This is a genomic window from Pseudarthrobacter sp. O4 (genome assembly GCF_050157025.1).
Classification (GTDB): domain Bacteria; phylum Actinomycetota; class Actinomycetes; order Actinomycetales; family Micrococcaceae; genus Arthrobacter.
On the sequence record NZ_CP189591.1, the window covers coordinates 3,562,470 to 3,575,601 of the forward strand.

General features: G+C 61.8%; 7 protein-coding genes. 5 read left to right on the forward strand and 2 right to left on the reverse strand.

Features of this window, described 5'->3' with window-relative positions; translation table 11 throughout:
* Positions 1-39 precede the first annotated feature (39 nt).
* From ACQCSU_RS16590 to ACQCSU_RS16605, 4 genes are read left to right on the forward strand one after another with little or no spacing between them, the layout of a single operon-like run.
* On the forward strand, positions 40-3,759 hold the full coding sequence (locus ACQCSU_RS16590) for a DUF6079 family protein (RefSeq protein WP_426976361.1): 3,720 nt from the start codon (positions 40-42) through the stop codon (positions 3,757-3,759).
* Positions 3,756-6,503, forward strand: coding sequence for a BREX-2 system phosphatase PglZ (gene pglZ, locus ACQCSU_RS16595; protein ID WP_426976362.1), 2,748 nt, complete (start codon positions 3,756-3,758; stop codon positions 6,501-6,503). The genes ACQCSU_RS16590 and pglZ overlap by 4 nt, the downstream gene beginning before the upstream one ends.
* Complete coding sequence (gene brxD / locus ACQCSU_RS16600; RefSeq protein ID WP_426976363.1) at positions 6,500-7,825, forward strand: BREX system ATP-binding protein BrxD; 1,326 nt, start codon at positions 6,500-6,502, stop codon at positions 7,823-7,825. Before pglZ ends, brxD begins: the two co-directional genes overlap by 4 nt.
* A gap of 5 nt (positions 7,826-7,830) precedes the next feature.
* On the forward strand, positions 7,831-9,951 hold the full coding sequence (locus ACQCSU_RS16605) for a DEAD/DEAH box helicase (RefSeq protein ID WP_426976364.1): 2,121 nt from the start codon (positions 7,831-7,833) through the stop codon (positions 9,949-9,951).
* On the opposite strand, the gene ACQCSU_RS16610 is transcribed toward ACQCSU_RS16605, so the two are convergent.
* Both ACQCSU_RS16610 and ACQCSU_RS16615 read right to left on the reverse strand, forming a co-directional pair.
* Positions 9,948-10,181 (reverse strand): hypothetical protein, encoded by a 234-nt coding sequence (locus ACQCSU_RS16610; RefSeq protein WP_426976365.1) that lies wholly within the window; start codon positions 10,179-10,181, stop codon positions 9,948-9,950. The two genes, ACQCSU_RS16605 and ACQCSU_RS16610, sit on opposite strands and share 4 nt — an antisense overlap.
* 146 nt (positions 10,182-10,327) lie before the next feature.
* Entirely contained in the window at positions 10,328-11,464 is a 1,137-nt protein-coding gene (locus tag ACQCSU_RS16615) for a hypothetical protein (RefSeq protein WP_426976366.1), read from the reverse strand.
* An 888-nt stretch (positions 11,465-12,352) separates the two neighbouring features.
* Here ACQCSU_RS16615 and ACQCSU_RS16620 point away from each other — a divergent pair.
* Positions 12,353-13,120: a hypothetical protein gene (locus ACQCSU_RS16620; protein WP_426976367.1), complete on the forward strand. Its 768-nt coding sequence runs from the start codon at positions 12,353-12,355 to the stop codon at positions 13,118-13,120.
* Positions 13,121-13,132 lie beyond the last annotated feature (12 nt).

Here is a 13,132-nt window from a genome sequence, read left to right on the forward strand (position 1 = left end):
CGAGCGATAAGAACGAGAACCGAAAAAGGGGAAGGCAGAATGCCTGAGTTGTTGAGGGATGTCTTTGAGATTCCAGAGCGTGCCGGAAGCGAAGACTACGTCCTTCGTCTGACCGACAGCGTTTCCGGCGAAGGTGCTAAACATGCTGTGGAAGACTATGTGGTCACCCCCGCGATTGCTGATGCCTTCGATGCCGCGCTCGGACTCGTATCGAACGCACTGAGCACCGGGTTCAACCGGGGCGCATTCCTGGCCGGGTCGTTTGGATCCGGTAAATCGCACTTCATGGCGGTCCTCCACGCCCTCCTCCAGCACAGTCCGGATGCACGCTCGCTTCCTGAGCTGCAAACCGTCGTCGCGCGTCACGATCCGACTCTGGAGAACAAGAAGATTCTGCCGCTGGCATTCCACTTCCTTGACGCGGATTCGATGGAGCAGGAGCTCTTTGACAGCTACATCAAACAGATCAAGCTTCTCCACCCGGAGGCACCCCTCCCTGCCTTCTTCCCTTCAGATGCGCTTTTGCGCGATGCAGAGGGACTGAGAGAGCGGCTGGGGCATGACGCGTTCTTTGCTGGCCTTGGTTCCGAAGCCGGCGACGACGAGTGGGCAGGACTCCTGGGGTCCAGCTCTTGGGACCGTGCCCGCTATGACGGAGCCCGCGCAGCGGCACCTCAGAGCGCGGAGCGCCAGGAACTGGTGAGCGCTCTCGTTGACAGTTACTTCAAGTCGTATGCCCGCCATGCCGAATACGTGGATCTGGATACCGGACTAGAAGCGATGTCCAACCACGCCAAGTCTCTGGGCTACGACGCCGTCGTCCTGTTCCTCGACGAACTGGTTCTCTGGCTCGCGTTCGCTATGCAGACCCCTGAGTTCTTCCGCCGGGAATCGCAAAAACTCACGAAGCTCGTCGAAGGTGAATATGAAAGGCTTGCGGCACCGCTCATTTCCGTCGTTGCTCGCCAAATGGACCTCCGCCGCTGGTTTGCGGACTCAGGTGCCAGCGGTAGCGAACAGGAAGCGCTGGACCGAGCCTTCCGCCACCAGGAAGGACGGTTCTCATCCATCGTTCTGGGGGACGACAACCTGCCGTATGTAGCCAGCAGACGACTTCTCAAGCCGAAGACCGATGCAGCCCGCCATGCCATCGAGGATGCGTTCTCTGGACTTGATCGTGCGCCCGCGGTCTGGGATGTGCTTCTGGACGGGGTCAATGCTGACGATCAGCACCGCGGATCGGACGAGGCCGCCTTCCGGATGACTTACCCGTTCTCGCCCGCGCTGGTGTCCACACTGCGCTCCCTATCCAGCGTCATGCAAAGGGACAGGACCGCGTTGAAGGTCATGCAGCAGATGCTGGTTGACCGGCGCAACGCGCTAACAATTGATGACGTTATCCCGGTGGGCGACGCTTTCGACTACATCGTCCAGGGCAAAGGTGACGCTGTCCTCGACCCGCAGGCTGCCGCCCTGTTCCGTTCGGCGACCCAGCTCTATCAGGAGAAGCTCCGTCCCCTTATCTTGCGGGTTCATGGCTTGGCGCAGACGGATCTCGGTAAGCCGGACCGTATCACCAGTGGCTATCTCGCCGACGACCGGCTGGCTAAGACACTACTGCTTTCCGCTGTTGCGCCCAAGGTCCCGGCACTGAAGGGACTCACCGCCGCACGCCTGGCATCGCTTAACCACGGTTCTATCGTGTCCCCATTGCGCGGAGGTGAAGCAGGAGTTGTGCTGTCCAAAGTTCGCGACTGGGCACGCCACGTTCCTGAAATTCACGTGGATGCGGATCCTCGTAATCCTGTCATTCGGGTCCAGCTTTCGGACGTGGACTACGAATCCATCGTGGAGCGTGCCAAGGGAGAAGATAACGCGGGCAGGCAGCGCGAGCTGCTTCGTGCCTTGATCACGGAGAGCCTGGGAATTGATCTCGGCTCACCGGATATCAGCGGAGCCCATCGTCATAGCGTCGTCTGGCGCGGCTCCAAGCGCGAAATTGAAATCATCTTCGGTAATGTCCGGGACGCCGGGGACATTACTGAGGACCGTCTCCAGGCTGGTGCGGGCGCCTGGCGCTTCGTCATTGACCACCCGTTTGATGAATCCGGGCACTCGTCGGTGGAGGACATCCAGCGCATCGATTCGCTTCGTTCCCGAAACTTCACCTCGCGGACGGTGCTGTGGTTGCCACGTTTCCTCTCCGGAGACCGTATGAAGGATTTGCGCCGGCTGGTCATCCTTGACTGGCTGCTCGGTGGCAGTGGTGACCGGTGGGCTAGCCATGCGGACCACCTAGGAGAGGTGGACCGCGCCCAGGCCCGCAATATTCTGGAAGCGCAGCATAGCTCGCTCCGAGACAGCCTGCTTCGAGTAATCCAGCAGGCCTACGGTGCTGCATCGCCAGAGATGGGGGCATTGCTGGACGACGGCGGCACGGGCCAGGTTCTGTGGTCCCTTGACCCGGGCTTCGATCCTGCCCCACCGGTGGGCGCGAGCTTGGGGTCCGCCTTTCAACAGCTCGTAGCGAAGGCATTCGATGCGACGTATCCGGGGCACCCCAAGTTTGAGCCGGCCGACGCCGAAGTCCGCCAACCTGAGCTGAAGGCCGTCGTCGCGCATCTCGAACGCGCCGCAGGCGACCCTGAGCACCGCGTCCAGCTAGAAGGCGATGCGCGAAGCATCCGGCGCGTGGCCAACGCGCTCCGCGTCGGCGAAGCCACGGAGACGCACTTCCTCTTCGGTGACGACCGCTTCGGCGACTGGGGCCCGACGCTGGTACGCGGTCTGTCCCGAAACAGCGTGAATGAAGACGGCCCGGTAACTGTGGCGCAGCTCCGCGCGGTCATCGATGCCGTGGAACCAGCCCAGGGACTGCGACCGGAAGTTGCTGACCTGGTGATTCTGGGGTGGGGGCTGCTCCGCCAGCGTGCCTGGTTCAACTTCGGGGCACCACAGTCCGGGCTGCCGGTGCCTGGCACACTGCAGCCGGGGATGGAGCTGCGACCTCAGCCAATGCCGACGGCTGAGGAATGGAACAAGGCGCGCAAGCGTGCAGCCACGATCTTTGGTGTTGCCGACCGTCCTTACCTGACGCCGTCGGCGGTTGCTGCGCTGTCCGGCGATGTTCAGGAGCGCGCTAAGGCACTGTACGAACCATCACAGACTCTGGTCTCGGGCCTCGAAGGCGCCTATTCCCGGCTCGAGATCTCAACCGGAGACCGCCTCGAGATGGCGCGCCGCACATCTGTACTGGTCGGCGTGCTGCGAGACCAAAGCGGCGTCGTCCTTATCCGGCATCTGGCTGGACTCGAGCTGCCAGGCCAAGACGAAGAGGCAGCCAAATCCCTGTCATCGGCGAGTCTTGTTGCCCAAAGGCTACGGGACTTCCAATGGGAGCGACTCGGGCCACTGAGGCAGGGCAGCGCGGGTGCGGACGAGCGGTCAGCTCGGGCGCGCCGCATCCTGGACGACCTTCGGGATTCTCTGCGGGCGAACGAACAGGCGGACCGGGCTACTGCGGCTCTTGAGAAGGCTGACAGAGACGGTTTTGCTTGGGTTGCAGGAGCAGTGACACCACCAGGTCCAGGTGGGGGCGGCACAGGCGGCTCGAACGGAGGAAAGGACGGCCGAGTTGGCCACTGGGAGAAGACAGTTCTCGAGCCTGGAGATGCTTTGAGCTTGTTGGAAGTTCAACTACAGGAGATACTCTCGTCCGGCGTCAAGTCCGTTGAGGTTCAGTGGAGAGTGATCGAATGATTGCGCAGGCGACTGCGGCTGTTTCCGTCACCCCGGCCGCAATTCAAGCTATGGTCGCTAAGGCCCGCGGGACCGATGGGCGGCGCAAGGGCGGCGTTATTGGTATCCGTGCGGTCCCTGATCCGGACGGCGCCGCAACGCTCGTAGACAAAGGGCAACGAGTCGACGTTGTGCACTGCGTCTCCTCGTTGGCGATTCGGGACGCGCTGCATCAGCGACGCGACGCCGAGTGGCTGGTGATTCTCACCGACCGGACTGAGTCCGATCTCGGTCCGGGCATCCTTTCGCACTTCGTCTGGCAGCAGCTGCGCAACCCTGACCCCTGGGACGCCGTACGTCAGAGGTTCTCAGCGACTTCATTGGACCGTGCACTGCTTCGTGAAGGGAGTCGTGCGGAGATTGCCTACGGGCTTCTTAGGACGGCGCCCGAGGACGGGTGGCCGCCGGCGCCGGCCGGCGTACTTTCCCGCGACCACGCACTCGGCTCAGTGGCGAGTAAGCAGCTTGGTCTGCCGTTTCACGGGATCGATGCCTTTGCGGTGCTCTCCTGGACGTCCGGCTTTGGGGCGGCCGCAACGATCGGTGACCTTCGTCGTGACGCGGGCGATGCCTTGGCCGATGCGGTCCTCCGCTGGCTCGCTGCACGTCTCGGCGATGGCGAACGCCCAATGTTGCATCTACTGACGAGCGGACAGCCAGAACAAGTGTTGCCGCTCGGCGTCGTCCTCCATTTGTTGACGTCTGCGAAGGCAACTGGAGCGGGCGAGCGACGAACGCAGGCAGAACTCGCACTGGCGCGGCTGGAGCACCGGTGGGCCGGCGAATCCATCACCGGCGCGGAACTCCAGGCTTTCGGGGCCATGTGCATCGGCGTGGTTAAGGACATGCTGGCGCGCCCGGAGAGTTGGCGCGCAGGTCAGGCGGCACTTGCGGCCGCCGACCGCGTCTTGAAGGACGTTAATGCCCAGCCACTCGCAAACGACTCCTATCTGCTGCCGTCCTCCCTCAATCAGGCATACCAAGTTCTCAGCGGCGCCCTCGGCGGGACTATCCAGTCAGTGGAAGCGGCCTGGGATCTCGTCACGAAACACCCACTGAGCGCCGTTGGGCTCGAGGATGCTCAGGACTCCAGGCGGCAGCCGTTCCAGGCAGCGGTGCGGCTTGAGCGATGGCTGGCCGAGGATATTGCCGACGGCAATGATTTGGCTTCCTTGGCCCGACGGCAAAGCCATACCGACGCTTGGGTTGATGCTGCTATCAACACTGCTGCGCAAGGGATCGACGAACCCGAGCTGGCGCGCTCTATCGAATCAACGGTTGTCAGAGCTCAGAAGCGCAGAACGTTACATGACCGCGTGTTCGCGCAAAAACTGGCCATCGCCACATCCGCCGCGAGCCGCATCGAGGGCTTCTCCGGGCGTGAGCCCGTCTGGCTGATCGAAGATATCCTGCCCAAAATGGTCGCCAAGCTCGCGAGACAAAGCCCGACCTTGCTGCTTGTCCTCGACGGCATGAGCACGGGCGTCGCGACGCAGGTGATGGCCAGCGTCTTAGCTCGTCCGGACGGATGGGCCGAGATAGTTGCTAAGGGAACCAGCAGACGAGCCTGCGGACTGGCAGTGCTTCCGACCATTACCGAGCACAGCCGCACGTCTCTCTTGACAGGCAGACTCCTCTCCGGCGGCCAATCCGAGGAACGGACTGGGTTTGCCGCCGTCGCCAAATCAGCCGGGCTAAAGGGCTCGGTGCTCTTCCACAAGAAGCCGCTCGATTCCTCGCGTCCCGGGCACCTGCTCGCTGCCGACGTGGCGTCGGCCATCGCCGATACGGAGGGGCTTCCCCTCGTGGGATCCGTGTTGAACACCATCGACGACGCATTGGATCGCAGCGATCCCGCCGGTACATCCTGGACCGACGACGCTGTACGTCACCTGCGCCCGCTTCTGTCTGCCGCTCTAGCTGCCGGCCGAACGGTGGTACTGACCGCCGACCACGGGCACGTCGTCGAGCGGCGCGCCGGAACCCAACGGCGCTTTGACGAGATCTCCAGCGCCCGGTCCCGCGCAGCATTAGGGACCCCCGGTGAAGACGAAATCGCCGTGGCCGGACCACGCGTTCTAGACCACGGAGGAAAAGCTATCCTGGCGGTCGACGAAGGTCTCCGGTACGGGCCGCTCAAGGCCGGATACCACGGGGGAGGATCGCCGGCCGAAGCCGTCGTGCCGCTCGCCGTCTTCGTCCCGGACGGAGTGGTCCCCGAAGGGTGGGAGCTGGCGCCACCCCAGGAACCGCTGTGGTGGTCACTTTCCTCGGGTACCACTCAGGCGCAGCCCGTGCCACTTCCGCCAAAAAGCAAGAAGGCCCGCGACGAGGGCCCGGACCTCTTTTCCGAGCTGGAGGGCTCTGCGAACGCACCTACAGCCGGAAAGAACCCCTCCAACTTGGGGGCTCGCGTCGTGGCCACCGCGGGCTATAAGTCACAACGAAAAATTGCGGGGCGCGTGACGCTCCTCGATGGTCAGATCGAAGCCTTCGTGGACGCTGCGGTTACTGCGGCCGGTTCACGGTTGCCCCTTCATGCTGCTGCGGTCGCGATCGGCGTGCCGATTCAGCGCATCAGCGGCGCTGTTGCACAGTTGCAGAAGCTGCTCAATGTGGAAGGCTACCCAGTTCTGCGGCTGGACGGGAATTCACTTGTGATCGACGAACCACTGCTCCGCGAGCAATTTGAGGTCAGGGCGTGACGGCCGAGGTTTCGCCGCGCCGCCGCAGGGAGGTAATTGACGCGCTTCGCCGCGGTACCGTTCCTGCCAACGGCTTGGACCTGCTGGCCGTAGGCCTGGACCGATTCCACGTTGCGTTGAGCGACGAGCTCAGCTCTGTGGCGTCCGGAGGTGCCACTGTCAAGGCAGTGCGAGGCGAATATGGCACAGGCAAGACGTTTTTCGCCCGATACCTGTCCGAGCTGGCGTTGAAGAACGGCTTCGCCACCGCCGAAGTGCAGATCTCGGAAACGGAGACGCCCCTTCACAAGCTCGAAACTGTCTATCGACGGATTACAGAATCGCTTCGGACTGCATCGGTTGCCCCCAGTGCATTCCGTTCCGTCCTGGATGCCTGGTTGTTCACACTGGAAGATGACGCTTTGGCGGCGGAGCCCGGTCTCGCTGATGCCGGGGCAGGTGCGCTCGAAGCCGCGACGGCAAGGCTCCTGGACGATCGATTGGCATCGGTGAGTGCCAAGACGCCGGCTTTCGCGCAGGCTTTGCGCGGTTACCGTTCCGCCGTCTCAACCGGAGATGCACCCGCCGCCGACGGACTTGCAGCGTGGCTGGGCGGCCAGCCGCACGTCTCGGCAGCAGCAAAGCGCGTCGCAGGAGTCCGCGGTGACCTCGATCATTTCGGTGCGCTTGGGTTCCTTCAGGGTTTGCTGCTTATCCTGAGAGATGCAGGGCATCCTGGTCTGCTGGTCGTTCTGGACGAGGTCGAGACTCTGCAGCGGGTCCGGGGCGACGTCCGGGACAAAGCGCTGAATGCACTGCGCCAGCTCATGGATGAAGTGGATTCTGGTAGGTTCCCCGGCTTGTACCTTGTCATGACCGGCACCCCTGCGTTCTTCGACGGGCCCTCCGGCGTGCCACGTTTGCCCCCGCTGGCGCAGCGGTTAGCCACGGACTTTGCTACGGACGGTCGCTTCGACAATCCTCGTGCCGTCCAGATCAGGCTGGCCGGCTTCAACCATGATTCTTTGGTTGAGCTGGGCAAACGTGTGAGGGATCTGTACTCCGCGGGAAGTTCCTCTGGCGACCGCATCGGGGCTTTGGTGGACGACGCCTACCTCCAGGATCTGGCTTCTGCAGTGGCTGGGGGACTGGGGGGCAAGGTTGGCATTGCGCCCAGGCTTTTCTTGAAGAAGCTGGTGGGAGACGTGCTGGATCGCGTCGACCAGTTTGCTGACTTCGATCCGCGACAGCACTACTCACTCACATTGTCCCGCGAGGACATGAGTGAAGTAGAACAGAACGCGAGCAGGCTCTCAGCCGGTGACATCGAGCTGGAACTCTAGCTCGTATGAGCGGATTTGACCGGCTGAGTCCGGCAGTGCAGCATCACATTGTCAATTCCCTGGGCTGGCCGGCCCTTCGCCCGCTGCAGGACGAGGCGGTAGAACCTCTGCTAAGAGGTGACGACGCGCTGCTGCTCGCTCCTACAGCCGGCGGCAAGACCGAGGCCGCAATGTTCCCGCTGCTGTCTCGCATGTCCGTTGAGGAATGGCGCGGAACATCGGTCCTATACATTTGTCCGCTGCGGGCGCTGCTGAACAACCTGGAACCCAGGATTGGCACCTACGCATCATGGCTGGGCCGCACAGCTTCGGTGAGGCATGGAGACACGACGGCAGGCGTGAGGCGCCGGCAGCTTCTGGAATCGCCAGATATCTTGCTAACCACCCCGGAGTCACTCGAGTCCATGCTGGTTTCTACCAGCAGCGATCCGAAACGATTCTTTGCTGATCTCCGCGCCGTCGTCGTGGACGAGGTCCACGCATTCGCCGGCGATGACCGGGGCTGGCACCTTCTCGGTGTTCTCGAACGACTCACCAAATTGTCGGGCCAGCCGCTCCAGCGAATTGGTCTCTCCGCGACGGTTGGCAACGCGCCCGAATTGCTTCACTGGTTGCAGGGAGGCGCAGTAGGAAGACCGGCCACGGTGGTTTCTCCAGATACCAGCGCGGCAGCTGCCCCGCAGATGGACCTGGATTTCGTGGGAAGCACCTCGAACGCGGCGAAGATTGTCGCTGGACTCCACCGCGGCGAGAAGCGCTTGGTCTTTGCCGACTCTCGCCGAGTAGTCGAAGAGTTGGCTCTGGCACTCCATGACAATGGCGTCGAGACTCATGTCTCCCATTCTTCGCTGTCGGTGGACACCCGGCGTCGCTCGGAGGCGGCCTTCGCCGTTGGGCGTGACTGCGTCATCGTCTCCACCTCTACACTTGAGCTCGGTATTGACGTGGGGGACTTGGACCGGGTGATTCAACTGGGTTCCCCACGCACGGTTGCCTCTTTGTTGCAGCGACTGGGCCGAACCGGCCGACGAGCGGAGACGAAGCGGAACATGTTGTTCCTCGCTACCGAGGAGTCCGAGTTCCTCCGGGCTTCCGGGTTGCTGCTGCTTTGGTCTGAGGGCTACGTCGAGCCTGTGGTGCCGCCGTTGTCGCCCCGGCACGTCGCCGCGCAGCAGATACTCGGCGTCACTCTTCAAGAAAGGCGCATTGGCGAGCGTCAGTGGCCGTCCTGGTTTGGAGGACTTGAACTGGCGGCGCCGGGGGAATGGCAGTCGATACAGGAGTGGCTGCTCAACCAGGGCCATCTTGATTCGGACGGCGGGATGTTATTTGCAGGACCTGAAGCCGAAAAACGATACGGTCGCATCCATTACAGGGACCTGATGGCGGTATTTACGGCGGACCCGCAAGTGGTGATTCTTCATGGCCGCCAAGAAGTCGGGGCGGTGGACCCGATGCTGCTTCAACGGAAGGTGGATGGGCCGAGGCTCATCACTTTGGGGGGACGGCCTTGGGAAGTGACGTACGTCGATTGGAAGCGCCGGCGGGCCTACGTTGAGCCTTCAAGTCAGGGCGGTGTGGTCAAGTGGGCCAGTATGCCGCAGCCGTATTCGTTTGCGCTCTCCGACGCTATCAGGCGTGTGCTTCTCGGTGCGGAACCGCAAGGAGTCCGAACGACCAAAAGGGCCGAGAACATGATGTCGGAACTCCGGGACGAGTACTCAAACAGGGTGGACCAGGCCCGTACTGTCGTTGGATCCGGCGGAGGAAGCCGAGTTCGATGGTGGACCTGGGCTGGCGCAAGAGGCAACGCAGTCCTAGCGGCAGCGCTTTCCGCTGTCCGCCCCGAGCTTTTTGAAACGACCACCGCCTACGACAACTGGCAGATTGCCCTGCGCGGCGACGCAACCGCAGGTGCCGTGGCATCCGCTGTAAGCGAGGCCAAAGCCGAATTCGGAGCGGACTTCCGCGGAGTGGTACCCACCGTTGATGAGCGGGCCGTCAGGCAGCTCAAGTTCTTCGAAATGCTGCCGCCGGAGCTAGCGATGCGAACAGTTGCAGAGCGCATGACCGACTACGAGGCTGCAGCGTCAGTTGCTTCGCGGGGCTTCCTCGATTTGAGTTAGAGCTTGTCGATCCAGGTGTCTTCTTCTCGGAGATCCCAGGCAGAAGCTCCTTCGGGTCCCGGCATTGCCGCGGCGGTTTCTTTAATGCGCTTCAAAACGCGATGGGCTTCGGCTGCTGTGAGTTCGCGAAGCGAAGCCAAGGGCCGAACCACGCAGCTTTGAGCGATATCTTGGCGACGTTCCTGACTGTCTATCCCGGCGTTAGCGAACGCTTCGCGGATGGCGAGCACTTGGTCGTCTCGAACCGGATGCTCCGGGGGACCAGCGCTTGGAGTCGGTTCGTCGTCAGGGCCAATGTTGAAAAGTGCGTCAGTCACATTTATGAGGATACAAGCACGGACGCTGGGTTCAGTCTCCCAGCTCTTTGGAGAGCTTCCTATAACTTTGTAGCTCCGGCGATGATGGCCTTCTGCGCAAGGTACTGGAGGAGATGGACATCGAAATTTAGGGAATGCGCTTCCTTTGAGCCGGGTAGCAGGAGACCGCCAGTCCCCTGACCATCTGACTTGGTATGTACGATTCGGCATCTCAAGGAGTAGATTCTCGCCGAGCATTGGTCGACCACGGACTGTCCACGGTTTTCGAAATTGATCGTTGACACATCCTTTATGAGCTTTTTGTCAGCCATTGCTTCGGATAGCCCGGCCGTTTCGGCCATGAACTCGCAAAGAGAGGCTTCAGATGTGATGCCGTCTACTGTGGCACGCAACTGATCTACTTCTTTGGCATAGGGCCCCCCGACGGCCGCTCCGATGGTTAGTATCTTGGCCAAGTCGGCTTCGTTTGAAAAATCAAATCGCGGATCCACGAGCTCTTGCCGAATGCGTTTCAACGCACTTTGTCGCGAATATTGGGGAAAAAAGAATTCCAGGACTTGGTAGTAGGCCAAGAACTGCAGGAGGGGCAATCCCACAGCCGCCCTCGCATAGTTGTAAAGACTCAACGCTTCGCTTGAATATTCAGAGCGCGGAAGCGTAGGAGGTTGAGTGCGATTCACGTTGCGACTAATACCTCCTCGGGATCGACCGACGCTGCTTCTCGTTAGTTCCAGTAGCAGCCCGTACCGAACGTCGAATTCAAAAAGAAGGGAGCCGGCATGTTTCTCGAGCACATGGACCGCCTGATCATGATTCGCGGCCTTGATCCCCCATAGTTTCAGTGTCACAGAGGGGCGTCCGCGCCCAGTTCCCAGAATAGGGGAGGCCATGGGGTCATGCACTAGAGCGGAGAACTCGTCGCTTTGAGGGGAGAGTTCTGCCTGCCACCCTTGTTTCGGATCACTTATAGAGAGCTTCCATTCGTCCCTTAGGTCGAGGCTCTGTTGGGCACTATAGTCTATCGACTCGTCGATGGCCACTTCGTCGACTTCGGAGTTCGCGCCCGAGTCTGGGTTGTCCTTGTTTTTAAAAGTAACGCCAGGCAAATCCAATAATTCTCGTGTTCCTGCGCGAGAGCGGACCATGATTTCAAAGTATTCTCGCGAGGTGTCGCTAATTGCGAGATAGTCTCCCAAGAAGCAATAATTCTCAAATTGGAAACGTGTGAGAATCTCTGCCCGCGGCTCACCTACAAATATTTTTCGTCGATCCCTGCCGTTGGGTCCGTGTATAACTACCCGGGGTCCAGAGGTGAACCCAGCGACGCTTGGCTTGCGTATTTCAGGAGTCCATCCTGCATTAGATGCTCGCTCTCTAACGAGCTCGAGGGAAGGGCTGATCTGAACGTCGCCTGTGATATTTTCCACTGCCTACCTTGCGTGCTTCATGGGAGCCGGAAAAGGGTTTTCCGCGGATTTGCTAGTCGTAAATCTACAACAGGCGAAGCAATGGACAGCGAAAGGACCAACGTCGGACGCGATATATGGCCTCACCGTCCGTCTGACTCCGGCAATTTCCTTGGCAGCCCGCGATCCTCCGAGGTGACGGTGCGACCGTGCCCGTTCTGTCGTTTGTTCGCCGGGATCAGGCATTGAGATGAGCTTCCACTGCCGCGGCGGGCGACTCAGCGTCGTAGGCAAATGTGACGTCGGACTGCAGCCCGATGGTCGCCAGGGGATTGGCACCTGCACCCCGCGGGCTGCTGGGCAGAGCATTCGCGTACATGAGGTCCGAGAGCGCCCCTCCGCGTCGCGGAGCAAATGGCTTACACCGCCCGAACCATCGCCAGCTTGCCAGCCGGATGCAGTCGTAGGCGCCTGGGTCGAAAGGTAGCCTGAAGTAGTTCTCCAACATAGAATGCCCATTGCAGGAGGGGTGTCTCACCGAAGCAGCGCGGGCTAGTCGACGCTAGCGCCGAAGGTCGGGTCCCCCAAAAGTGCGGGACACTGGAAGTACCGACCACGAAAGAGGGCCACCTTGATTAGTCTCCAGGAGGATGCCGACGGCTTCTCCCGGCTGAGTCCATGAGACTGAGCAATGCCGGCGGCACCGGCCATCTCGATCCGCTGCTGTATCCGTGGGACCCGCCCGTGGCCTCGGGTGTCATGGACGGCGATGTATTCTGGCCCCTTGAGCTTTCAGCCGGGCTGGATGAAGCCCTCGTGCAAGCCAGTGCGGCGCCGCTGGAAGCCCGTTCCCTGGTGGTCTCCATCGGCTCGAATTCGAGCGCCGACGTGATGCGGCGGAAATTCGCCAACTACCACCAGCCTGTCAGCGCGGTGCTGCCGCTGGTCCGGGGGCAGCTACGCAACATCGCCGTTGGCCACTCCGCCCACGTGAGCAAGGCCGGCTACATCGCCGCCGCCCCGTATCCGCTGCTGGGAGAGTGTACAGCGGTGTGGCTTTCGTGGCTGGACGATGTCCAGCTGATGGCCCTCGACGAAACGGAACCCAACTACCGGCGGATCCAGCTCGACGCCGAAGCCTGCCCGCTCGTGCCGGACCACGGCGAACATCCGGAGGAGTTTTCGCTGTTCACCTCGCGCTGGGGCGTGCTGACCGACGGCGACGGCGGGATGCTTCCCTTCCTGGACCAGCCTGCCCTCTTCGGGCTGCTCGCCGGCAGCGGCACCGGGGACCTCGCGGAGGAGGGGAAGGCCGTGTTCGACGGGCCGCCGGAGCTCGCTGCCGAGCAACTCGCGATGCCGTCAGTCCAGGCATGGGCCAGGGAATGGTTCAGCTCGGCCGGCCTCGCCGCACCCGTGGACTTCGACGGGCCTTGGGCGGGGTAGCCACCCCTCTGG

Bases quoted from the DNA above. Each gene is read 5' to 3' on its own strand.
- ACQCSU_RS16590 (WP_426976361.1), top strand. From the start codon at position 40: ATGCCTGAGTTGTTGAGGGATGTCTTTGAGATTCCAGAGCGTGCCGGA.
- pglZ (WP_426976362.1), top strand. From the start codon at position 3,756: ATGATTGCGCAGGCGACTGCGGCTGTTTCCGTCACCCCGGCCGCAATT.
- ACQCSU_RS16605 (WP_426976364.1), top strand. From the start codon at position 7,831: ATGAGCGGATTTGACCGGCTGAGTCCGGCAGTGCAGCATCACATTGTC.
- ACQCSU_RS16620 (WP_426976367.1), top strand. From the start codon at position 12,353: ATGAGACTGAGCAATGCCGGCGGCACCGGCCATCTCGATCCGCTGCTG.